The following is a 25,982-nucleotide window of genomic DNA, read 5'->3' as shown; positions in this document are numbered from 1 at the left end:
TCATATGAATAATGTCCAACCTAAATATATCATTGGATATAATTTTTCTCCCCTCTTTGCATTCCAAAATCCAAATTTCATATCATACTGCCCCTCATTTACCTCTATTTCAAATGTATCGTCATATATCTGGCCTATTTGCCATTCTGTAGTTTTTATTTTAAACTCATGATCCCAGTTTTCAAATCCATATTGTTTTCTACTTTCTGATACTATACCTTGATCTATAACACCAGCATGTAACCATAGAGAGTATTCTTTATTAATTTTATCAATGCACTTAAACTTCAAAGTTATCTTAATCTTGTTACCATCCACTTTTTCTTTTATAGCTCCAAGAAAAAGAATTCTATCTGAAATATTAATAGCTTTATCACCCTTAAAATATAGAATAGTTTGTTTTGTAGTAGTCTCTATTTCTGCATCATCAGTAACAAAAGTATTAGCAAATAATTTATAAGAATCTATATCTTGCTCAACTTTCTTTTTATAAAAAACTATATCAGCCAGATAGCCTTCTATACAGTTTGGTAAATATTTTGAATCAGCAAAAAGTCTATCTGCTTTTCCGGTATTTTTATTAACAAGCAGTACATCCTTTATTATTACTTTTTGCTCATCAGATGTCCCAACCGCTTCTATAGCTATTCTCCTAGTATGATTAGGAACAATAAAAGGTATATAAGCATATCCTTTTGGGTTATAGTGCGATATTTCATGAATCAGACCCTTTTGTCCATCCTTATCTATCGCATAGACTTTAATGAAGCTTGATGGTTTATCTTCCTCTTCTGCTTGTCCCTCTATATAGTATCTTAATATGTACTCTTCATCTGATGCCACATCATCAACATAATCAACTACAGGATTAACTCCAAGTGTTATTGGTTTTGAATATTTTGGAGCAGTATCTAATAACATAATAACTGCAATAAAAATCATTACAATACAAGTAACTGCATATCTACTGAATATCCTTTTGTCAATATTCTCATTTAACTTGTTATACGTAGCAACCTCAACACCATTTACCAATACAGCGAATGGCAACACAAACCAAATACCTCTGAAATTCTCCAGATTCACTGCAAAGGCTTGTACCATATATGTAATGAGCATTGCTATAAATAAAATATTTTTTGAACCAATTATTTTTTTACCAACCATGAAAAATATCACTGAAAACAGTGCTAAACCAATAATGCCAAGCTCTGCGAAAAAGGTTGCATATGTATTATGGGGTATTTTAATTCCATAATTCCATTCATAGCTGCTTGAAGTTGTATCTATACCTATTTTTTCATAATAGATTTTGGAATTATTAACATAATTTCCTCTTCCAACACCAAAAATGAAATTTTCCTTGCCCATCATAAAAGCAGCCTTCGAAAGATTCGATCTAATCTCCCACTCACCGGTACCTTCTGCAACCTGTTCAAATCTTCTTACTGTGCTGTTATAAAAACTATTATCAAAGTAACTTGCATCAATATTTAGTATACCAAAATATAGTATGAATAGGAAGGGAATGATAATAGGTAAATATTTATAGATTTTGTGAAACTTAAATGCAATAAATACTAATAAACCAATGATAAATGATATAATTCCACTTCTTGATTGTGTCAAAAGCATACTTATAAAAATCAAAACACAAGCTACTATAGCAAAATACTTATAAACTTTGCTTTCAGAAACATTATAAAACATTGCAGAAATCCAAAATGACAAATTCAAATAGGCAGCTGCAAGATTAGGATCAGTCAATGTACCTACTAACCTCTTCGCTCCTGTATCGCTATGGATGAAAAGTCCGTCTTGTATCATATTGCCTAGATATAAGTTTATGGTCACAAATATGCCTATTACTGATACTACTGCAGCAGTATAGATCCACACTCTCAATACTTTCTTATAATCTTCTCTATCTTTGAAACTGTTGTATCCAACATAAAAGTATAGTCCTGATATAGCAAACTTTATCAGTTCATTTATGGTATGCAATATACTGCCGCTTACTATATTCTGGTTGTAATATGCGATAGTATTTGAGATGATAGACCATAAAATAAGCCCTGCAAAGTACCACCAATGAGGAAAGTTTCTTCTGAGTGAAAAATTCTTAAAGTCCAATAGTGTTACTATTGCTAACAATCCAATAAAAATATCCGCAACAGATACATTGACTTTGATTTTCCCAAACAGGTTGATATATGTCATTACAGGCAGCATTGCTATTATAATATATATAAGTATTTTTTTTGATTTTTGCAATAAATTATCCATATGCCACAATCCTTTATATATTTTCCTAATACTCCATTTTACATAAAATATACTTTAAATTATCTACCACATATTTTACTTCTTCTTCTGTCATAGTAGTATAAAATGGGATAGCTATAGTTCTTTCAGATACATCGTCATTGACACTAAGATCAGTATCAGATGATAAATACTCCTTATAAAATGGTTGATGATTTATAGGTGTGAAATATGGCTTACACCCTATCCCCCTACTTTGTAATTCTTCCATCACTTTATTTCTATCTATGCCCTTATCTAGCCTTATCACATACACAAACCAACTCATCATGGTTACATGAGGGCTTATATACGGTATAGACACACCTGGAACATCTCTCAACAAATCATTATATAACTCTGCCACTTTGCTTCTTTTCTTTAATATTTCATCTATACGCTCCATTTGAGCAATACCTAAGGCTGCATGAAGTTCGCTAAGCCTATAATTATATCCAAGTCTCTCATGATAAAGCCATGTACCTGTTATAGCCCTGCCTTGACTCCTCATGCTCCTGCATAAGTCTGCCAGGGTATCATCATCTGTTACAATTATTCCACCTTCAGCAGTTGTTATCTGCTTGTTTGGATAAAAAGCAAACACTCCGGCATCACAATTTTTACCACATTTTATTCCTTTAAACTCACTACCTAATGCCTCACAAGAGTCTTCTATAACTTTAAGATTATGCTTTTCTGCTATAGCATTTATTCTTTCCATATCAACAGGATGACCAAATACATCTACAGCCAGTATTGCCTTTGTCTTATCTGTTATCTTCTCTTCTATTTTATCTATATCAATGTTTAAAGTATTCTTGTCTATATCTACAAATACAGGTCTAGCGCCTTCCATCAAGATACAATTGGATGATGCCACAAAGGAAAATGGGGTGGTTATGACCTCATCTCCTTCTCCTATTCCCATTGCTCTTACAATGAGATGTAGTCCGCTTGTCCCACTATTCACTGCAATTGCATGCTTTACCCCGACATATTGGGCAATCATTTCTTCAAACTTGGCCACTTTTGGACCGATACTGAGTATTCCTGATTTCAGAACATCTGCCACATATTCAATTTCTCTATTTGTTATATCCGGTTTTGCTAAAGGTATCTGTTTCATTTTTTTCACCATCTATATAAATTTTTTTAAATCAAATTTTGTTTTCTTCAACAGTTCAATAATCACTGCAATAAAAACTACTCCTGTCAATGCACTGACAGAGTCAAGAAACACATCGCTTAAAAGAGGTCCTCTGCCAGGTACGAACATTTGATGAAGCTCGTCTGTAGCACCGTATACTGTAGCAGCTATAAAAGATATTAAATAAGTTACTATGTTTGTAAATCTTGTGTTAATGATGGACAATACAAAAAGTATTCCTAATGTAAAATATATTATCTTGTGCGCCCACTTTCTAATAACTCGCTGTAAACTCAGGACCTCATAATTGTCCACTGTATTTATGTCGTTTTCTTGAATTAGGTCCATCTTATGGAGAATCTTACCAGATTCCATTCTCGATACCTCTCCCGGCTGGTGAGAGAAGTAAAAGATCATACACATCCATAATACAGTTATAACCCAAATAAGTTTCTTAAATATGCTATATTTTCTCATGATACTTAATCACCCTCGCAGGAACTCCAACAGCTGTACAGTATGATGGGATATCCCTTATAACTGCCGCTCCAGCTCCTATAGTTGTCCATTTTCCTATGTTTATATCGTTTATTATTGATGCTCCAGTTCCTATGAAACATCCTTCTCCTAAATACACATGGCCTGCTATGTTAGACCCTGGGAGTATGGTAGCAAAATCATCAATTACAGTGTCATGCCCAGTGTTGCAATTTACATGAAGACCTACATGTTCCCCAATTTTTATATTAACAGTCAAAACATTGCCTGCACATATAATTGTACCTTCACCAATTTCTACAGTTTGGGAAATTCTTACACAAGGATCTATCAGTGTAGCAAATTTGGCACCTTTTTCCTTTGCCTTATGTACCATAGCTTTTTTAGAAGTAGTACTACCTAGGGCACAAACACAATAAATTTCATCTTTCCCTTCCAACCAATTCAGGTCTCCAAGGACTTTGTATCCGTTTAGGATACTGCCATGCTTGCTTAAATCTTCATCAATAAACCCCAGCAGATTCCATTGAGATTCTATTTTATTAATTTCCTCTATCAGCCAGGCTACTTCTCTTCCAAAGCCTCCTGCTCCAAGTATAACTATATCCTTCATATTTACTTCCATCAATCCTTAATTACAAAGTTCTCTTTTTCTCCGTATATACCATCATGGGACAATACAACCTTGACGGTCTTCAATAATATCTTCAAATCAAAAAATAGTGAGTAATTATTTACATAATAGACATCATATTTTATTCTCTCAGACCAAGGTATGCTATTACGGCCATTTACCTGCGCCCAGCCTGTTACACCCGGTCTCATCTTAAGCCTTTGCATTTGAAATTCATTATATTGGTCTACCTGATATTTCAATGTTGGCCTAGGTCCTATAAAGCTCATTTCACCTTTAATAATATTTATTAGTTGTGGTAATTCATCAAGGCTGGTTTTCCTGAGAAACCTGCCTATTCTAGTAATCCTGGGATCATTCTCTTCCGTATAATATTCATCTATTTTCATTTGCTTATTGTTTTGATACATCGTCCTGAACTTATATACTTTAAATAACTTGCCATCTTTTCCTACTCGCTCTTGTATAAAAAAGGCACTGCCCTTTGAATCTAATTTAATTACTATAGCAATGATAACAAATATAGGCAGCAATATAATTAGAAACAGCAGTGAAAAAATAAAATCCAATATGTTTTTGACAATAATCTGAAACCTCATTTTGTAACCTCATCCATAACCATCTTATATACTTCTAACTGCTTCCTGATAGATTCTTCTTCATTAAACATTTGGACGACTCTACATCTACCTTTCTTTCCCATTTTTTGTCTAAGCATTTTATCTTCTATAAGGCATGATAATGCATATTTCAAGCCCTCAATATCTCCCTTATCATACAATATACCGCATTCATCATTTACTTCTTCTTTACACCCTCTAATATTTGTAGCAACAACAGGTATTTCCATTGCCATGGCCTCAAGAAGGGAGACAGGCATACCTTCCCTGTATGAAGGAAGCACAAAAATATCGATTATTGACAAAAGCTCAGGTATATCCTCTCTATAGCCTGTAAAAATAACTTTATCCTCTAATTTATTTTCAATGATGATACTTCTTAACTCATCATTTGCAAATTTATCTCTTTCATCAAGATCTGAAGGCCCTGTTATTATGAGCTTTAAGTTACGGTACTCATCGGCGATATCCCTGAATGCTTTTGCCAAATCAAGAATACCTTTTTCTCTTACTAATCTCCCTATAAAGCCTATTGTGATATCTGATTCATCAACATTTAATGAGTTTCGCATCTGAATCCTATCTTCGGTATTAAAATTAACTGGATTAAATCTCTTTATATCTATACCTACGCTATTGATGTTTGTTATTTCATCCTTCCTTGCAAAACCGTTATTTAAGGCAAAATCATAGTCTTCTTGGTTTACTGTAAATACATGGTATGTAAAGTATCTTGTCAATATCTTCTCAACATTATAAAAAATAGGATTATCCACATAAAAACCATGTACTGTATAAAATACAACCTTCACTCCTGCCAATTTTGCAGCTACTCTACCCAACGCTGCGGCAATTGGAGTATGAACATGAAGAATATCAACCTTTTCTTTTTTTAATACTCTATATATCTCTATGACACTTCTAATGTTGCTTATAATATCAATTTTTCTATCAATATTTATTTTATATCCATCAAACCCTTGTTTCTTTATCTCATCATGAAAACCCATGTCCTTACAAGCAAATAATACTTCATAATTTTGTGATTTCAATGATTTCATCATAGGAAGTATAAATTTATATATAGTTATATCTAAAGAAGATAGCTGCATAACTTTAAGAGACATGTTTGATTACCTCATGCCTTTATGGAATTGTTATCAGTAGAGCTTGTGCTAGTCCAATATTCTTTGAAAAATACTACAAATACTCCAACCATAAAACCTAATACTGCTGCTATAGCAATGTTCGACATTTTTCTGGGCCCAACAGGAGTAAGTGGTCTTGCTGCTGGTGAAACTATAATTATACTTGCTTCTCCTATGTCCGAGGATTTTAATATTCTGGTTTCTTCATATTTATTGAGAAATGCTTCATAGGTAGATTGGGCAAACTCAACTTTCTGCTTCATTATATTATCTTGATGCTGTTTCTCTGCCAGCTCTACCTGCAATGTTTCCAATTCGTTTGCAGTTTCTTCAATAGCTTTAGATAAGGCTTCTTTCTGCGCTCTTATCTGAGAAAGCTGTATTTCATAGTTATTCACTTGATTTTTCAAATTTATATATAAATTATTCAACTCTTCAGATTCTAAATCTATATTAAGAACATCTTTTATAGTGTTATCATTTTTATTTTCAGCATATTGTGTAAGCAATGGGTCATCTGCTATCGATTTTTTTAGTGTTATTCTTTCCGGAGTATTTGCCAATTCCTTTTTCGCAGCTTCCAAAGATGCTGTTATCTTTTTCTCTTCTATCTCTGCATTCAGCAAATCATTTTTATATTGAGTTATGAGATCTGTCTTTGAATTTACTTCTTTTTGCAGTTCTAATAGCCCTTTAGGTTGTGCCAGATAATTCTTGTATTCCAGCAATGCTGCATCAAGATTTTCCTTCTCTATATCCATCTGGGTTTTTATATAATTAGATGATTTATCTGCCTGAGCCTTGGCTATATCTGATATATGGGCAGTAAATTTTTTCGCCACAGTATTGGCAATATCTGCAGCCAATACGGGATCACTATGTTTAACTGCTATTGTAATCAAATTAGTATCTTTTATAGTACTTAGACTCAGCATGTCTCTCAACTGTACTCTGTTAATACCCTTCTCTTCCAAGTTAAGTTCTTGGATTACTTGATTTAATATATGAGGATTACTTATCTGCTCTTTATATGTTTCTATGGACATCTGAGGATATCTGGACATAGTATCCAATAATTCTTCGATTCCCTGCGATTGAGATTGAGTTTGTACTTTTGCATTTACTCCTGAAGCAATAAGTATGGTTTTTGCTTCATATACAGGATCTAAGATCAGAAAGCTTAATATTCCTGATGCTACAATTGCTACAACCGTTATTATCGCTATGAGTTTTTTACCTTTTAGCAGTATTTCTATTAATTCCCGTAAAGTTATTTCTTCCTGCATTTATATACACCTCTCCTATATAATTTTACTCTCTGTTCTCAATCCTGTCAGCTTGTTCCATCCAACTTATAGCTGTTTCTATTTTGGTCTCATATTCTTGAGACAGTTTTATCGGTTTCGCTAATTTGCTGTTTGTTTCCTCCAGTTGCTGTTTTGTTTCAAGAACATTCTTAAGGTAAGTTATTGAATTATCAACCTGATCATTTTCTATAAGATATTTGGCTATCTGATAATTTACTTCTATCTTTTGATTATACCATTCCGATAACATAGGTTCTTTACTAACTTTAATATTTGCCATGCTTACTGCTTCATCAATGTGCCCACAAGATAACATTAGATTAATTATTTTCGGAGTGTAAACAGCATTATAAGGCTCATATTCAGTTACTTTACCAATTTGGTTCATTACCTCATTATAATATTTTTTATCTTTTTCTTCATCTAATTTTTTGCTCATTATTTGTGCATAGTCAATCCTATAGGCCCCATTATACTTATCATATTTAATCGCTTTTTCATATAACTCAATCGATCTGTTTATATCTTTATTTATAATCTTTGAAGCTTCTTTTCCAATGTTTATAGCATAAACTCTAGTGGAAGAGAAAGTAAATATAAGCAATGATAAAACTGCTAGAGCAATATGGTTCCACTTTTCACACTTAGGGATGATTTGCTTTAAACTACTATCTGTGTTTAATATTCCTATAAGAAGCCATAATATATATGCTACAGCTACTAATGACAAGTTAAAGTCTATTGATGAATGCATAAACATTAACAGTACTGCCAAATATATGGATAAATAATTTGATCTATTATTAATAGCCTTTATACATCCTATTAGAAGCTGAACTAAAATAACAACCAAAGGAATTAGTCCTAACAAGCCCACTTCTATGGCATACTGGACATAAAAATTGTGAACTTCTGTTGTGTTGTATGGTCTTGACTGATACTGCCTATATAGATTTTTCCAGCCGCCTCCTCCGGCACCTATGATTATATTATCTTTAAATACTTTTATACCATCTTTTATAAACTGTATTCTGCTTGAAGCATTATTATCATCCAATTTTATATTTGTAAATCTGTTGGCTATTGTATCAGGCAAATATTTAAAGCGATCCTGCTTTTTAATGATATTTCCCATATCATCTTTAAGAACAATGTTAGTATAAATAGTATAACTATCGGTTTCATAATTGTAAAATAAAAGAGCCAAACGATACGTATCATTTAAAGTTGTAAACTCTATTTTCTTATGTTCAAAATCATTCCCAACAGAATTAAACTCTTTATATATCTCTTCAAATTCTTCTTTTTCATTATAGCTTCTTATTATTACTCCATAGCTATTAGGATTCTCCAAAGAAGACTTTACATCAAATTCAAGAGAATAGTCTTTTGATTTATTTATATTTTCCATATATATGGTCGTATTCTTCCATGACTTTTCTTCTCCGGTTAAATGTTCAATTTTATACTCTATTGACTCTTTTGCTGATAATATAAACACCATAAAGCCAGCAAAAATTAACACTACAAATGTAAAGGCTATATTTACAGCCTTGTTTGATATGTTCTTTAAAAATTTTTTGTACAATAAATGTAAAATACTGGTCAATACTAGAGCTATAACAATGCTTAATATATATTCTGTCATTATATTGTTGTACTCTGCTTGACCTTCCGTATAGTATTTAAATATAAACATTAGGTTTGATAAAAATGATATCATTAAATTCAGAACCAACTTCAATTTCCCTTGTCCATCAACCACTAGAAAATAAAGGAGCAATACAACAGCTATGGCCAAAAAAGCTCCTCTAGATAATGTAAATATAAACGTTGACAATAGCGTGGTGAGGACTATCTGATATATAAGTTTAACTTTTATGTCTTCAGCTCTCATCAATGTATTTATTGCAAGTACAATTCCAATTCCCAATACTGAAGCAGTAGTGTTAGCGTATTGATATAAACCATATAATCTGTCATAAACAACTACTCCATTTAAGTATATGACTTTCGCCAACACGAGTATGGAAGTAAAGGCTGTGACAAAAGTACTTAGTATTATAACATTTATTAATGTGCTTCTTATCTTCTCATTTTTACTTGATAACCCAGAAGCAATTCTGTATATCATAAAATAACTAGAATATATAAGTACAGCATCAAAAGCATCCTTCGCATTAACTCCAAATAAGAAAGATATAAAATAACAAACTGGAATGGCTAATACAGCTATATCGAGATATGTATTAACCACTTTATTTTCTTTACTTAAAAGCTTGTACACCAAATAGGCTAAGTAAAGAAGGCTTACAAAGCTTATAGCAGGCATATAATTTTCTCTAAAAAATAATCCTCTGTAAAAGGGGATTATTATCATAAATATTGATAATATTGCTAAGAAAGTATATTCAATATATTTGCTATTCTTTATGTACCAATTTTCTTTTTTACTTGATTTTCTATTTGATGCTGATATTGCTTTAACCATATACTGCACTCCTTGATCATATTTGATTTACATATCTATAATATACCAAAGATAGGAGTTTTTCAAATATTATTAGGAATATATGAATGAAAAGTACCATATTATCTTATGTAATTTTTGGTAAAAAGGAAGAGCGGGCATTCACACTTAATACCCACTCTAACCATTGAAATTAACCATAAAAAGAACCGGTTTCCCGGTTCTTTTTATTTTAGTTTTTCTTATCTGCCTTTATTACAGTGATAATAAACTCTCTAACCATTTCTACAAGACCTTTTTGTACTTTTGCAGTTAGTGTAACAACTGCATCTTCATCTTCAGGTCTAGTAACTTTAACATTACCATTTTCGTCAATAGTAACTACATCTTCGTCATCGCTTTCCCAAGAAATGCTTACACCCTTATTTTCGTCTTTAACTTGTACGCTAAAGCCCTTAGTAACAGCCTCTACTGTATCACCTTCAGCAACTTTAATGTCTAAAGCGTCATATACTTCTTTTACAACTGATTCATCCTTTGTTTTTATAGTTCCTCCTTTGTTGAGCTCGTAAGTTGTTCCATTAATAACTACTTTTGCTTTTCCATCTTCTAATACGTTTTCAACAGTTATATCTCTAGCACTTTCTAATGTTACTGTTGATGTTGTATTAATTGCTACTTTATCTATATTATTTTTGTTAACCAATCTAATAGCTTTAGCTGCTTCTACAACTACTGTTCCAAGAACTCCTTCGTTATAGAATGAGTTACTCTTTACGTCTTTAATAGTTACATTTCCAGTAACTGTCATGCCAGTTCCAACTACAAAGTCAGCCTTTGGTACGTTAACAACTAAGTCACCGTTTATTTTGCCTTTGCTAATAGTCATTTGGCCTACTTCTGTAGTATCAAATGTAATGTCGCCTTTTACTTCAGCACCATTGAAGTCTATATCTACTAATCTTCCGATCTTTAGTTTGCCTTCAAGATCATTATTTGCTTTTAGGTCAATAACAGCACCAGGATTAGAGAGCTTAATCTTTCTTAAGTTCTTGTTAGTCAATGCTTCTAACAAATCAGCTAGTGCTTCATCAGTATCTACAGTTGGGTTGTCAACTCCATCTTCTACGAAGAAGTATAGAGCAACTCCATCTCTTAGAACTAAAATTGTTTTTACTTCTACTTTTGAAACTCTAAAGTCTACAAATTTTCCATTTCCATCTTTGTTTACAGTAGCCTTTGCTCCATTTACATATACTTCGTCAGTTTCTTTCATATCACTATATGTGATTACTGTATAGTTACCGTCATCATAGAAAGTAACATTGTCAGAAACTGTTCCTTCAAATTTATATTCCATTCCGTCAACAACTACTATATAGTCTACATCTAATCTTAGAGCTGTCTTCAACAATGAAATTGTTACTTCTTTTCCGGATACATTTACTATTATATCCTTGATTTCATTAGGAGTTTCCTTCTTACCTTCATACAAGGTAACTGTAGCACCATCTACCTTATCAAAAGTCTTAACCTTTATGTTTCTACCGTTAGTTATTTCTACACCAAGGATGTAGTTATCAGGTGCAACTAAGTCTGTTCCTGGGAAGTCATATTCTTCATCTTTTTCAGACTTATTGTTTGCTAAGTCCTGAACAGGTGTAACAACCTTTAATGTGTAAGTGAATCTTGACTTTAATGACAAATTGGTCAGATTCAATATAACGCCATTGTCATTATCTGGGTCTTTTGAACCATTTACAGTAACTTTCTTTAACTTTCCATTTGCATCATAGTAAGATATTTCATACTTACCATAAGTCTGAATATCTTCATTAAAGTATACTCTTACTTTGTTTCTGTATTCTGCTTCTACGTTTTCAATATATGGAGCATCTGTATCTTCCATACTTGCAACGATTGTTGTACGTCCTTCTTTTTCGTCATCAGTGTTGTTTATCTTTATACCATGTTTAGTCTGGAACTTATCATTAATATTCTGATCGAAAGCTTTCTTATCTACAGCTACTTTCTTCTTCAGATACCATACAGTATCCATGCCTAAAGCATCAGCATCATCAGCTACGAAGTTAGCATCTGTTCCTATAAGTTTTACTTTCTCTGAGAATGTAAGTCTGTATTTTGCAACGTTTACTTGTTCCCAAGAGAAGTCAACATTTTCTTCAACGCTGACATCACCCCAGAAAGTAAGTTCTTCATCTATTGCAACTTTGTTACCTGCTTTATCAGCTACATATTTGAATCCTACCAATTGATATTCTACATCTTCAAATTTGTCAGCATTTGTGAACTCAAGAACTTTATCGCCTTCATAAACTGCTCCAAGAGGCAATTCTATCTCTGTATTTTTTCTTACTTCTTTAATAACCGCTTTGATGATCTTATCATTGCCTTTAACTGCTATAGGTTCTGAGAATGTTACTCTCAAAACTATTCTGTTAACTGATGTGATATCTTCTACTTGAGGAGCTTCGATATCGTTCTCAGTAGTCAAAGCAACGAAGCTAGCAGTTGTCTTTAATGTATTTCCAGCTAAGTCCTGAACACCATTGATAGTTACTTTATAAGTCTTACCTTCTGTAAGTTCATTTACAGTAAGAGTAACCTTATTAAGTTCATCATTTATCTTAGCTGATACAGGAGTACCGATATCGTTGTTTATAGTATAGTTAGCTACATCTTTAGCTGTAACAGGATCAAGATATTTGCTGAAGTTAATTTCAATCTTTGTAGCAGACTTAGCAACTACACTCTTAATCTTTGATGCATCTAATTGACTATTGTTATAGTTGAATGACTTTTCAACTTTCTTTATTTCATTGCCGTATTCATCAGCAACACCTGTAATAGTAAGCTTATAAGTAGTCTTATCTGCCATGTCTGATACAGTCAGTATAACTTTCTTAGTATCAGCAGTATAGCCAGGTGTTAACTCTGCATTCTCAACAGCAATGTCTTTGTTGAATGAATAGTTGTTAACATCTTGAACTGTTGCAAAGTCAAGTCTTGAAGCATCGCTGAACTCAACCAATACTTTGTTTCTGTTCAATACTTCTACTTTCTTTACAGTAGGACCAGTCTTATCCTGAACCTTGCCTGTGAATTTAGCAGAAGCCTCTTTAACCATTTCATTGCCTAATACTGAAGTATCCTTTACACCTTTAACCTTTACAGTGTAGGAAGTTCCAGCTTTTTGTGGTGAAGTAGTAAGTTCTACCCATCTTTCTACTTCGTCTGCAGAATCATCTGCAACCAATACAGCTTTTTCAACTGTGAGCTTGTCGATTGTGTAGTTTTCAACATTTTCAGCTGTTTCTTTGTCTAATTCTTCATTGAATTTAACCAATACTCTTGTATAAGTTAATGCTTCAGCCTTTTCTACCTTTGGAGCTACTTTGTCGCTCTTTGAATAGAAAGTCTTTGAAGCTGACTTAAGGGCTACACCGTCAACTGATTTAACATTTGTAACTTTTATTGTATGAGTCTTGTTTGCGCCAAGGCCTTCAGTAACAAGAGTAACTTTTGTTCTGTCAGAGTTTAATGTAGCTTTTACAACTTTAACATTAGCTATGCTGTAGTTTTCTACATTTGTAGCTGTTTCAAAGTCAAGAACTTTGTCAAATTCTAATTCTACTCTTTCAGTGTCTGTGCCTGTAACTTTCTTAAGTTCAGGAGCTCCGGCTATTTTTGCCTTACCACCGAAATTGAATTTAGATTCGCCAATTACTAATGTGTAAGTCTTACCACTTGTTTGAGCTGATGTTTCAAGAAGAACTTTCTTAGTTCCATCAAGTAAAGCTGATTTAACTTCAAGTCCTTCGATTGAGTAGTTAGCAAGATTTTCAGCTGCTGCTTTTTCTACTTCAGCTTCAAATTCAACTTCAACTACTGTGTTACCGATAGCTTTAACTGATTTAACAGCAACTTCAACAGCTTTAGCTTCTTCCAATATGCCAGCTGCGATTGCCAAATCCTTGTCTATCTTGCCAGCTTCAACTAAAACCTGTGCCCAAACTTTACCGTCTTTAGTCTTAGCTTTCAAAGCTGAAACTGTAGCTTTTGCAAGTCCATCAATTGTGAACTTGTCAGCTTTAGCAGGTGTTAAACCTATGCTTTCAGCAAATGTAAGAACTTCTTCCCAAGCGAAATCTCCAGCTACATCAGCTGTAGTCTGCTTGTATCCTAAGTTCTCAAGCAATACCTTGTAGTACATTTGCTCGCTTAGAGTATCATATGGACCAAATTCACCTTTTTCATTGCCGCCGAATCCGATTGGATTGTCTTTTACATAAGCAAGAATGTTTTTGCCTTCTGCCCATGCTACTTTGTCAGCGTCAACGAAATTGTTTGTTCCTTCATATTTCACAGCGTCTTCATAAAGTCCTTTAAGCTTAAGGATCATTATAGCAGCTGTGAGTTTGTTAAGGTCTTTGGCTGTGTATTCCACAGTCACACCATTGCCGTCGCCTTGAAGCATGCCGATTGTGGCAAGTGCTTTAGCTTCAGCGCTAACTTCTGTATCAGCAAATGCTACTGGAATTGATGTGAAAACCAAAGCAAATGCTAATACGAGTGCTAGAACTTTCTTCATTTTTTCTCCTCCTTATGATTATAATTTCTTGGGAGTATATTGTAGCGTCAACCCCCGTATGTATATGCATCCCCAAGATGGGGAGGGCTACCTTAATTTAGTCGCTAGTCTCTGGTCACTAGCTTCTAGTCTTCAGTTATCCCTCTCGAGTCTTTTCTTTTAGACCCTTGAGAAATCTTCCATGGTAAACAAGGTATTATAGAGCAACTTTGTACTCTGTTACACATTATAGCAAGTTAAAGATGTTGAGTCAATTAGTGGTAAGTAAGTGTAACATTAATGTAATATTTACAGCCGCTAGTCTCTAGTATTTAGTAGCTGATCACTTGCCACTATCCAAAGGTTTCTTATAAATAGCTGCTAGCTTTTGTGACATATTTAAGATCAAAATGTTCTTTTTATTGATCTCACTAAAGCACCCGGCTTCTTTGCTATATTCAGGAATCTTACAAACTCCTTATCACTATCCCTTTCACAGCCTTCGGCTATATTGCTGGCAACGCTTACAACTGATCTCTGAATCTGGTCTCTAAGACTATAGTTCTTATTAAATGTATCATCATTTGTTACATTATATATTTCGACTGCTAATTGCTTTGCATCTTGCCAGACTTTAAGATCTTTAAAGCTTTTGCTCATTAATATCCTCCATGCTATGTATATGGCCAGTTAGCCATAAAATGGACGAAATGATATATTCGACATAATTGGGGAAATTCCTTGTGGATAGGTTGTGGATAGAAAAAACTTTCACAGAATTTTTATGTGAAAGTTTTTTCTTCCATATTAATATTAATTTTTTTATGTATAACATCAATACAGTATGAATTTTGGGCTAGGATTGGACCATAAATTTGATACTTTCTCTTCTTATTTAAAATACGTCTTATATTCTTTCCCCTATTTTTTAGGTTGCATGCCTGTATTATCTATAACGTATCTCATGTATTCATCATAGGCGTAAAAAAATTCTATGTCCGTTGATGATTGGGGCACGGTTACTACAGTACGGCCTTTGGGAGGTATATATATGCGTGTATAGGCAATTTCCTTGTTAGATACGACTTTTCCATCTTCATAGTATATATCAGCATCATATAGTTTATCGGGACCAAAATCATTCTCCAAATATATATCTAATTCTGATTTATTTATAAACTCATAGGTCTTTCCTGATTTTAGTACGCTTACATATAGTGCCGGATCTTTTACCTCTTTTATTTCTATATTTTGAATAAATTCATTATATCCATAGTAGTATTCTATATCCAATGAGGTAGATGGTACAGTGACTACAGTGCGACCTTTCGGCATCAAAAGTATGCTGGATTTGTCCTTCTTTCTGGAAACTGAAAGATTTCCATCGTTATAATAAAGAGTTTGATCAAAATATCTTTGTTTACTATACTTGGCTTTCATTTCTATATTTTTGCCGGATTTATTTGTGAACTCATAGCTTTTCCCCGGCTCCAGCACTCCAACATATAATGAAGGGCCTTCTACTTCCCTTACTTCTATCCTTTTGTCAAATTCATCATAACAATAGTAGTATTCTATATCCGGAGAGGAGGATGGTACGGTGACTAAAGTGCTTCCGCCTCCAAGAATTGATATGGGTGTATAGGCAGATTTTCTTTGATAAGTTTTTATATCAGATTTAATATAACCTGCTTCATCAAAAAATTTATCTGCACCGGGACTGGTTCCTATATCTATTTTTGAATAGGTAAGATTTTTGAATTCATAGGTTTTTCCCGATTTTAAAATTCCATAATGAAGTGCAGGATATTCTATTTCTCTAATTTCGTAATTTATATCATTTTTTATAACTATAGGTTTTGAATTCTCCCACACAGTGACCACAGTACGGCCTTCCGGATATAATTGTATATGTGTATAGCCTTTGTTTCTGTAATATTCAACTTTCCAAAAAGAATCATAAGAATTTTCCTTATAATATGCAGCTTCGTCAAAATGATCGATTTCCTTGGACTCTTTATATATTCTTATTTCTTTGCGTGATTTATTTATTATTTCATAGTTTTTTCCAGGCATAAGGGTATAGTAATAAGTTTGAGCATTTACCAATCCAGTGAAGCTTAACGTTATGGCTATAATCATTACAAACGATATAAGTTTTTTCATCCTTAAACCTCCCGCCTTTTAATCATTTTCCATAAATTCTGCCTGATAAATACTTAGTTTAAGCATTTAATGGCAAGATTGACAGCAAAATTTGTGGATGGGTTTACATATTCGACATAATTGAGGAAATACCTTTTGCTTAAATTTTGGTCATAAAAAAACTTTCATGACGCTTTCCATGAAAGTTTTTAAAGCGGTAAGAGGGACTTATTAGCGTCCCTCTTTGTATTTTATTGTAGCTTTTATGAAATCCTTGAATAGTGGGTGAGGTCTGTTGGGTCTGGATTTGAATTCGGGATGGAACTGGCATCCTACAAACCATGGGTGGTCGGGGATTTCCACTATTTCAACCAGTCTTTCATCCGGTGAAAGACCGCTGAGTACAAGGCCCTTTTCCATCATCTTTTCCCTATATTCATTGTTGAACTCATATCTATGTCTGTGTCTTTCGAATATCAATTCATCCTTGTATGCTTCGTAAGCCTTGGTGTTTTCCATGAGCTTGCAGGGGTATAATCCTAGCCTCATGGTACCTCCTAATTCGTCTATATCAGCTTGTTCAGGCATAAGGCTTATTACGCCATAAGGGGTTGCCGGATCCAGTTCGGTGCTGTGGGCTTCTTTCAGACCCAGAACATTTCTTGCATATTCTATTACTGCAATCTGCATGCCAAGGCAGATACCGAAGTAGGGTACCTTGTTTTCCCTTGCAAACTTAGCAGCCAATATTTTTCCTTCTACTCCTCTTTTTCCAAAGCCGCCTGGAACAAGTATGCCGTCTACATCCTTAAGCATTTCTTCATAGTTTTCATTATTAAGATCACATGAATTAATCCATTTTATTTCCACTTCCGTATCATTGGCTATTCCACCATGGCTTAAGGCTTCTGCCACAGACATGTATGCATCATGGAGTTCCACGTATTTGCCTACCAAGGCTATTGTCACTTTATTCCTTGGGTTAAGTATTTTATTGACCATGGACTTCCATTCTTCCAAATCTGGTTCACTGCATTGAAGTCCAAGCTTCTTTACCACCAATGAATCCAAACCTTCCTTATTTAATAGGAGGGGTACTTCATATAGGGTGTCTGCATCTGTGTTTTGAACTACGGATTCCCCATCCAGATTGCAGAATAGTCCGATTTTGTCCTTCAGTTCTTTGGATAGAGGTTTTTCTGTTCTGCAGACGATGATATCAGGCTGGATACCTATGCTTCTGAGTTCTTTGACGCTGTGCTGGGTTGGCTTAGTCTTAAGTTCTCCAGCTTTGCTGAGATATGGTACTAATGTGACATGGATAAAGAGTACATTTTCACTGCCTACTTCATATTTTATCTGTCTTATGGCTTCCAAGAAGGGGAGACTTTCAATATCGCCGACGGTGCCGCCGATTTCGGTGATGACTACATCAGGGCTGCTTTCTTTGCCTACCCTGTATATCCTAGACTTGATTTCATTGGTTATGTGAGGGATGACTTGTACAGTTCCACCTAAGTAGTCGCCTTTTCTTTCCTTATTAATAACAGACCAGTATATTTTGCCTGTTGTTACACTGCTGTTTTTGGAAAGGTTGTTGTCGGTGAATCTTTCGTAGTGACCTAGATCCAGGTCTGTTTCCGCTCCATCATCGGTGACGAAGACTTCTCCATGTTGATAGGGTGACATGGTTCCTGGGTCAATGTTCAAGTATGGATCTATTTTTTGCATGGTTACTTTTAGTCCGCGGTTCTTAAGCAGTCTTCCCAAGGATGCTGCTGTGATGCCTTTGCCGAGGGATGAGACTACGCCGCCGGTAACGAAGATGTATTTAGTCATTTTTTTACCTCCTGTATTCCTTTAGGGTTTTGATTCGTGATCCGAGATTCGTGATACGTAATATTTCTCCTTGGTATTGCTCTAAGGTCTTGTTGTGATTCGGTTTATTTTGGGTTTTGACTCATAAATCTGCGCTGCTTAATTTAGTTTTTACTTTGACTCTTTTTAATTTCTTGTGCTTTGAGAGTCTTGATAAACGCTCCCAGCATATTTCCAACCTTAACGCAAGATGATTTTAAAGCTTCATAGTCATCACTAGAATATCCTATTTCTTTACCTATTTCTATTTGCGTCATAAGTTCAGCTAAAGATCCTTTTGCAACATACAAAAACCTTATAAATTCTTTAGTTGTTTCTCTATCATTTCCTTCTGCGATATTAGATGCTACACTTATTGCTGCATGCCTGACTTATTCCTTAAAGCCAAAATCTTTTGAAACAGGTTCTTTATTTGTAGATTTGTAAACATCAACAGCTAAAGTTTTAGCTTCGTTCCAAACATTAAGTCTTGTAAAATCAACTCCGCTCACTTTAACCATCCTTTGTCTCATTCATATTATAACTTTTATATTTTACATTTATAAAAAAGAAAAATCAATATGAAATGGTGAGTTTCATATTGATTTTTGGTTGTTAGTTTTTTAATAGTTTTTGGAGCTCGGTGACGGCAGCTTCAAGTTGAGTATCCTTGATGTATTTGGTGATGTCTTTGCTATAGATTTCAAGGATTTTCTTCTGGGCATCCTTGGTTAGGACTTTGACTTCCGGAAGTTTGTTGTCTTTCAGGAATTTATTTATAGCGTTCAAAGTAGCTTGGTTCATGACGCCGTCTGTGCTCATCTGATAGCCCATGTTTTTAAGCCTTTGCTGGATGCCGTATACATCCAGTCCTACAGTACCCAATGTGATGTCCCTGTCCATCTTCACAGGAGCCAAATCTTCCGAATCAGGCAGTTCTACCTTCACATCCGGTTCTATACCTTTACCGTCTATATTTATTCTGTTTCTGGTGAGATATTCGGCTATGGTCATCTTGATACCGCCGCCGTTGGTGAGGTACATTACGTTTTGAACAGTACCTTTGCCATAGGTTTTGGTGCCTACCACCACGCCTACTTTTGAGTCTTTTACTGCTCCTGTAAGTATTTCTGCTGCAGAGGCAGAGCCTCCGTTAACTATCACTGCTATTTTAAAGGGCGGGTTTTTCAGGGTTGAGCTATAGGTTTCATCATTTTCTTCCCCTTTGGCATCTATGTGAACTATAGGTCCTTCAGGTATGATTTCCTCACATATTTCAACAACGCTACTCAACAGGCCTCCAGGATTGTTTCTCAGGTCTATTATCAATCCTTTCTTCCCTTGAGCTTTGAATTCTTCTATGGCATCTTTGAAGTCGTCGTAGGTGTTTTCACTGAATTCTGTAAGCCTTATGTATCCTATGCGCGAATCTTTTATTTCATCTTCGCTTTTTCTGTCAAAGGGAGTTTCTCTTTTTACAGATTCAACTTTTATAAGAGCTCTTGTGAGTTCTATATATACAACATCTGATGTACCGGCCTTTATTATCCCCAGTTTTACCCTAGTGCCGGGATCTCCTTTTATCAGGCTCGCGGCCTTTCCCAGAGTATAGTCTTTGATGTTGGTACCATCTACGGATACAATTATATCTCCTGTATCCAGACCGGCTTCCTCTGCAGGGGTATCAGCTATGGGTGCAACTACTGTAATATTGCCGTCTCTTTTTTCTATTAAAACACCTATGCTGCCGTATTCGCCGCTGGCAAAGTTCATTAGTTCCTTGAATTCTTCGGCATCCATGTAAGTACTGTGCGGGTCCAAGGTTTTGAACATGCCGTCTATGGCTCCGCGAATGAGTGTCGTTTCATCTACATCTTTATAGTAGTCGGATTTGATGATTTCCATGAGGGATTCCACAGTACTTATAGTTTCTTTATAGTCATAGGTATCTGCTGACACTGCTCCTGATATTGCCAAAACTATTATCAATATTATTGCCAGAAATCTTTTTTTCATTTTACCAACTCCTGTTCTTTTGAGTATGGCCTCTTGGGTCTGGTTTCCAGTAGTTATCGGATTCCTTTTGCCGCTAGATTCCCGTTAATTAAAGTTTACAACTCTTTCACGGTAATCTGTTTTGATTTCTTTTTGAAGATATGTTATAAAGCGGTTTAACATGTTTGCAGCTTCGCCGCGGGTGAGACCGTTATTGGGCTGAATCATGTTGTATTCATTGGGGTCTATTATATCCAATTCTTCTGCCACATAGATGGCCTTTCTTGCCCAGTCAGGTATCTGGTCTTCATCGGCAAAGGTTTTTCCCAGATTGAAGGTGCTCATATTCTCCAGCCCCAGGGCTCGTATCAGTATGGTTACCGCCTGGGCTTTCGTGAGGTTTTCATCAGGTCCAAAGGTGTTGTACCCTGTACCGTTCATCAGTTTCAGTTCAGTAACTTTCTTTATGTAAGGGTAGTATGGGTGATTGGCATCTACATCTGAGAATATTATGTCCTCCTGAACTTCTTTTCTGGATCTGGGTTTTTGCTTTTCCGTATCTATTTCCAACCCGCAGGCTTTTATTATGGCTTTTGCAAATTCTGCCCTGTTGATTGGAATTCTGGGATTAAAGTATTTACCATTGCCATCAATTACTCCAAGACTGAAAAGCCTGTTTATATCCTCTTCTGCCCAGTATCCTCGGATGTCCTGATATTGGGGTATGGGCAGGGAAGTAAGTTTAGGCATGGTGGTGAGCTTGAAGCTTCCTTCTCCTGTTTTTCTGCTGGTTGTTTTCCCATTGGTTATAACAGGCATATCGTATTTATATACTACTGTATTTTCTTCCTTTTCGCTAATCATGTAGCTTTCTTTAAAGCTTATCTGATTAGGCAGGCTTTGTTGAGATAGTATTTCCTTCTCCCTTATGTTTGTCACACCGTATTCCACTGTTCCGGTGCTTTCTTGCACAGTGCTTGATGTTCCCACTTTATTCTGGTATGTGATGATATGCCTTATCATGGCTGTCTCAACTGTACTCCATGTATTATCATATTTATAATTCTCGCCGTATATGTCAACTATTACTTTGTTTTGTCCTTGGGAATAGGTCTTCCTGCCGTTCCAGGTTCCGCTAGTGTATTTAATGATGCTTTTGTCCTGGGTTATGGAAGCCTTGTTGAGTATTTGCTCTTCCAGCACATAGGTTTTATCGCCTATGGTGATTTTTTCGGATACTTTTGCTTTGGGGTCCAGAGTGAGACCTGTACTGATTTGCTTCAGTTCAGAGTCTGTATTTTCATTGACTACATATATCACTTTTCTTGTAAGGGTAGCTCCGTTGGGACCCGTAAGGTTATAGTCGTAGGTGTATTTAATCTGGTCTCCTTTGCCCGATTGCTTGATTTGCAGCTTACCGGTAAATTCCACAGGAGCACCTGACAGGAATACTATTTCTTTGTATTGTGATTCATTGCTGACCCCCGGTTCTATTATGTCTGCATAGGAGGCCGTAGAGATGAGCAACAGGACTATTAAGGTTGTGATTAATTTTTTCATAGAAAGTCTCCTTTCAGGTATTCCTTTAGGGTCTATTTTATAACCACTAAAAGACACTAAAGGTTTCACTAAAATACACTAAAGGTTAATATTGTGACTAAGCAACTAATTTCATTCATTGTTTAACATACCTTTATCTTTTTTTATATACCTCGGAATCTTGCTATAAATTATAGGTAAGTATATTGGGGATTCTTTTAGGGTAGGGAACGGTTGAGAACCGTTCCCTACTTGTTGTGCTTATGGGGATTACTCCACAAATATTATTATACCGTTGTTTTGGTCTGTGATGGCATAGATTTTGTCTCCAACATCCAATTGGCTAAGGGTTACTACTTGTTCATTCTTGATTATTACAGCTTTCTTGGTATTGATGACAGTATTGGATTTTGTCGGTTGCCATTGGTTATAGAATTTGCTGTATTCCTTTACATCGGTGAGGGTCAGCTGTGTATATGTTTCGTTGTATTTTACCACTTCTCCGGTTATTAGGTTTTCCGTAAAGGTTACATTTTCTTTTCCCAGGTTTCCATCTCTCTTGTAAATATTGATGGCTGTTGCTTCTCCGTCTTCATTTATCACAGCATAGGCCAGCATGTGTTGACTCTTACATTTTTCATAGTGAGGCCCTCCCTCGTCCACATACAGCAGTGGATCGTGGATGGTGTATTTATTCTTGTCAGTTGATTTTAGAGGTTTTCCATTGCTGTCTCTCTTCCAGAACCTGCTTTCCAAGAAAGTATCTCTGGTTATATAGTTGTTTTTGACTACATTGTCCAGGATTTTGCTATCCTTGCTGACGTAGAAGTATTTTTCTCCGCCATAATGGTAATCCCATTCATTGTTGATGAGATCGGCATAGCTTTCAAGTGAGAAGTTGTCTTCTCCCATGTCGTGGATATATCCTCTCACCACATTCCTATAGTCAAAGCCGTTGCCGTTTTCCATGGATACCAAAGCTGCATAGTTTGTTCCTCCCGGTAATCTGTTTTTCACTATGAAGGCTTCGTCATTGTAGGTGAGGTCTGTTGTATCAAGAAGTCTTCTATCCTTGATTATTATGGTTCCCTCATCAAATTTCAGTTTCTGTCCGTCTGCAAGCTTTATGGCATTGTCTGTCCATTGGGTATCGAAGCTGCCGCTGAAGACTGAGTCTTCGCTTACGCTTTTCAGTGTCATTTTAGCTATGGTTTCTTCACCGAAGTCCTTGACGGTAACAATATAAGCTTCTACATTTCTTTGTTTGTCCAAATCTTCAAGGGTCAGTTTCCTGCCATCCTTGTATATTTCCGCATCCCTCTTTACGGGGAAGGTTCTTTCGTCATCCAATTTTGACCAATCCGGATATTTATAGCTTTGCACGTCTGACAATGCGACTCTGTTTTGAGTAGGCAGGGTATTGAGTATCCTTGCCTTGTATATTTTCTCCACTCTTTGTCTTTTGGTCATGAGCTGGATTTCGTCAGCCCTGTCGGGGCTTGTTCCGTCGATTTTTATCTTCACCATGTCTCCCGTCTTTATGTTATATAGCTTTATGGGATAGCCAAGGTAAGTTATAGATGTAAAGCTGTCGGTTTTGAAGGTCATGGGATTTTGCCTGTCGTTTATCTGACTTACTTTTATGGTGTTGTCGCCCACATCTCTTACCCGCAGTATAGCCTGGTACTCCTTGCTGGCTTCTTCTCCCGGCGCGGTGAAGGCTTTTATTGCTTTAATGGTTCTTCCTGATATTTCAAATGTGGCATCCTGCTCATTATGAAGGCTGTCCAGGTCCTCATAATATTCGTTTACGGTGACTATTACCCTGTCATCCAAGCCATAGGTGCGGAGGTTTCCGTCATAGTCCTCCAGCTTCAGGATTCTTCCTGCCTTATCGATATACTTGATTATTCCATCTATATATTCTGTATCTGCATAGTAGTCTACGCTTTCTTGTATATCCAGTCGGGTTATAAGGCTGCCTTTGTAAAGGGCTTTTACACTTTGGCCCGGGATTAGGCTTGTGTCCTTAGCAGGCTTTCCAAGGGCAGTTATGACTGTGTTGTTGCCAACTTTTAATTCTGTAATTTTCTTCTGGCTATCTTCTATCCTTAGATTGCCTTCCTTATCCACATAGCTGAGTGTTCCTTGAAGGAACTGGTATTCATCCAGGGACCCAAAGATTACTTGGTCGTCTTTCTTTGTATATTCCAAGGCGTCTCCCTGTCTGAGAATTTGATGATCATATATTCTGTTGTTCTTTATGACAGGCAGTGCCTGGTTTCCTTGTATCTTTATTTCAAAGCCCGTGCCGTCGAAGTTTTCCATGATGAGAGTCAATTCAGTATTAGTGGCTCCAGGTCCATCCACATAGTTTCTTTTGGTTTCCATAAGTCTGGCTACACCAGTTTCTATGCCTATCTTGTCAGGGTATTTGTCAATTATGTTGGTCATTACTTTTGCAGCTTGCCCCCTGGCAACTCCTAATGTAGGCGAGTATTTATCCTTCGAAGCTGAGGGTAGTATTTCCTTTTGGAGAAGAGTTTCTACCGCCATCAATCTGTCGGCTTTGATACTGTTATAGTCTTTATATTTGTATACATAGCTTACGTTATTTGATGGGATTTCCTCAAGCTTCAGGGCTCTCGCAATCCATTGGGCAAGGTCCTGACGGCTTATGGCTTTTTTCATATTCCTGTTTTGTTTCAGTATGGCTTGTGTCTTTTCTTCTCTTAGCTTATTTCTTTTATCTAATGGCATCCATTGTTTCTTGTACGCTTCTGTAACTTCTTTTTCTATGGCATCCTGTTGTGCCTTGGTGAGGGTTTCCATTTCCCTAATGTCTGCCGTTGTAAGGATTCCTAATTCTATAGCTTGTTCTATATAGCCCAGAGCCCAACTATCTGCATCATATACCGGCTTTGTCCCCTTTTCCGCCAGATCAGCCGCTTTTTGCAGTGCTTCTTCTTCAAACCCCAGGAGTCTTATCAGATAGGCAGCTGCTTCCTGATAGGTGATGTTGTCATTGGGCCTGTATTTTGTTCCTGCACCGCCTTGAATTATGTTAAGGAGACGCAGTCTTAGGATGTCCGCAGCATAGGGACTGCTGCTTATGTCGCTAAAGACTCCTTGTTCCACAGTTGTCCTGCCGTAGGCAGGTACTGTATATGTAGGGCCTTGGGCAAATATGGTTGTAAATAGCAGTGATAGTATAAGTATTATGGATATATGTAGTTTTTGTTTCATAGTGATCAGTCCTTTCAGGTTTTAGAGAACACTGATTTACACTGTGGAATCCACGGATTTTCATATAGCAATCCGCGGATTCACAGGATTAATTTATTATCATTTTTATCTGGGCATTGGTAGCCCCAAAATTAATCACAAGCCCTAATTTTTTTCTCGTCGCTTTAGATAATTTAACATTTGAGAAAAATGTCTTTTTTCTAAGTCAGGCATTGCTTTTATTTCTAGTATAACTTTATCTTCAACTATAATATCTGCTATATATTGACCTGCAACATAATCTTTATAGTACACTTCCAGAGAAACCTGCTGCTCACATCTTAAACCTCTGCTTTCCATCTCTCTCATAAGGGCATTTTCATATACCTTTTCCAGAAACCCTGGACCAAGTATCTTATGGACTTCATATACTGATTTTATTATAACATTTGTAATGTCTTCATAAATCAACATATGAAATCTTCCTTCTCATGCGTGCTCT

18 protein-coding genes are annotated in these 25,982 nt (G+C 35.7%); all 18 read right to left on the bottom strand.

Annotated features, from left to right (window positions below):
* Entirely contained in the window at positions 1-2,286 is a 2,286-nt protein-coding gene (locus tag BUB48_RS02830; RefSeq protein ID WP_073024325.1) for an O-antigen ligase family protein, read from the bottom strand.
* Positions 2,287-2,311: 25 nt separating this feature from the next.
* Entirely contained in the window at positions 2,312-3,430 is a 1,119-nt protein-coding gene (locus tag BUB48_RS02825; RefSeq protein ID WP_073024323.1) for a DegT/DnrJ/EryC1/StrS family aminotransferase, read from the bottom strand.
* 12 nt (positions 3,431-3,442) lie between these two features.
* Positions 3,443-3,928: a VanZ family protein gene (locus tag BUB48_RS02820; protein WP_073024321.1), complete on the bottom strand. Its 486-nt coding sequence runs from the start codon at positions 3,926-3,928 to the stop codon at positions 3,443-3,445.
* Positions 3,915-4,562: an acetyltransferase gene (locus BUB48_RS02815; protein ID WP_073024512.1), complete on the bottom strand. Its 648-nt coding sequence runs from the start codon at positions 4,560-4,562 to the stop codon at positions 3,915-3,917. Before BUB48_RS02815 ends, BUB48_RS02820 begins: the two co-directional genes overlap by 14 nt.
* Before the next feature lie 11 nt (positions 4,563-4,573).
* A complete protein-coding gene (locus BUB48_RS02810) occupies positions 4,574-5,182 on the bottom strand; it encodes a sugar transferase (protein ID WP_073024319.1) in 609 nt (202 codons plus the stop codon).
* Entirely contained in the window at positions 5,179-6,330 is a 1,152-nt protein-coding gene (locus BUB48_RS02805; RefSeq protein WP_073024317.1) for a glycosyltransferase family 4 protein, read from the bottom strand. The genes BUB48_RS02810 and BUB48_RS02805 overlap by 4 nt, the downstream gene beginning before the upstream one ends.
* An 11-nt stretch (positions 6,331-6,341) precedes the next feature.
* The gene (locus BUB48_RS02800) at positions 6,342-7,637 is read right to left on the bottom strand and encodes a GumC family protein (protein WP_073024315.1); all 1,296 of its coding nucleotides are present in this window, start codon (positions 7,635-7,637) and stop codon (positions 6,342-6,344) included.
* Positions 7,638-7,662: 25 nt separating this feature from the next.
* Positions 7,663-10,149: an O-antigen ligase family protein gene (locus tag BUB48_RS02795; protein WP_073024313.1), complete on the bottom strand. Its 2,487-nt coding sequence runs from the start codon at positions 10,147-10,149 to the stop codon at positions 7,663-7,665.
* Between the two features lie 211 nt (positions 10,150-10,360).
* On the bottom strand, positions 10,361-14,740 hold the full coding sequence (locus BUB48_RS02790) for an Ig-like domain-containing protein (RefSeq protein WP_073024311.1): 4,380 nt from the start codon (positions 14,738-14,740) through the stop codon (positions 10,361-10,363).
* Positions 14,741-15,124: 384 nt separating this feature from the next.
* A complete protein-coding gene (locus tag BUB48_RS02785; RefSeq protein ID WP_073024309.1) occupies positions 15,125-15,379 on the bottom strand; it encodes a four helix bundle protein in 255 nt (84 codons plus the stop codon).
* 261 nt (positions 15,380-15,640) lie between these two features.
* On the bottom strand, positions 15,641-16,885 hold the full coding sequence (locus BUB48_RS02780; protein ID WP_073024307.1) for a hypothetical protein: 1,245 nt from the start codon (positions 16,883-16,885) through the stop codon (positions 15,641-15,643).
* Positions 16,886-17,095: 210 nt separating this feature from the next.
* A complete protein-coding gene (locus BUB48_RS02775) occupies positions 17,096-18,703 on the bottom strand; it encodes a CTP synthase (protein ID WP_073024305.1) in 1,608 nt (535 codons plus the stop codon).
* Positions 18,704-18,846: 143 nt separating this feature from the next.
* Positions 18,847-19,098: a four helix bundle protein gene (locus BUB48_RS19020; protein WP_084524321.1), complete on the bottom strand. Its 252-nt coding sequence runs from the start codon at positions 19,096-19,098 to the stop codon at positions 18,847-18,849.
* Positions 19,099-19,113: 15 nt separating this feature from the next.
* Positions 19,114-19,233, bottom strand: coding sequence for a four helix bundle protein (locus BUB48_RS17720; RefSeq protein WP_139249890.1), 120 nt, complete (start codon positions 19,231-19,233; stop codon positions 19,114-19,116).
* A gap of 103 nt (positions 19,234-19,336) precedes the next feature.
* Entirely contained in the window at positions 19,337-20,737 is a 1,401-nt protein-coding gene (locus BUB48_RS02765) for a S41 family peptidase (RefSeq protein ID WP_073024303.1), read from the bottom strand.
* Between the two features lie 84 nt (positions 20,738-20,821).
* Positions 20,822-22,276, bottom strand: coding sequence for an S-layer homology domain-containing protein (locus tag BUB48_RS02760; RefSeq protein ID WP_073024301.1), 1,455 nt, complete (start codon positions 22,274-22,276; stop codon positions 20,822-20,824).
* Positions 22,277-22,525: 249 nt separating this feature from the next.
* On the bottom strand, positions 22,526-25,501 hold the full coding sequence (locus BUB48_RS02755; RefSeq protein WP_073024299.1) for an S-layer homology domain-containing protein: 2,976 nt from the start codon (positions 25,499-25,501) through the stop codon (positions 22,526-22,528).
* 144 nt (positions 25,502-25,645) lie between these two features.
* Entirely contained in the window at positions 25,646-25,954 is a 309-nt protein-coding gene (locus tag BUB48_RS02750; RefSeq protein ID WP_207648310.1) for a GxxExxY protein, read from the bottom strand.
* Positions 25,955-25,982: the final 28 nt, after the last annotated feature.

The sequence above is a fragment of the Lutispora thermophila DSM 19022 genome (genome assembly GCF_900142105.1).
Classification (GTDB): domain Bacteria; phylum Bacillota; class Clostridia; order Lutisporales; family Lutisporaceae; genus Lutispora; species Lutispora thermophila.
Note: the sequence above shows the minus strand (reverse complement) of the source record. Positions and strands in the feature narration are given on the sequence as shown.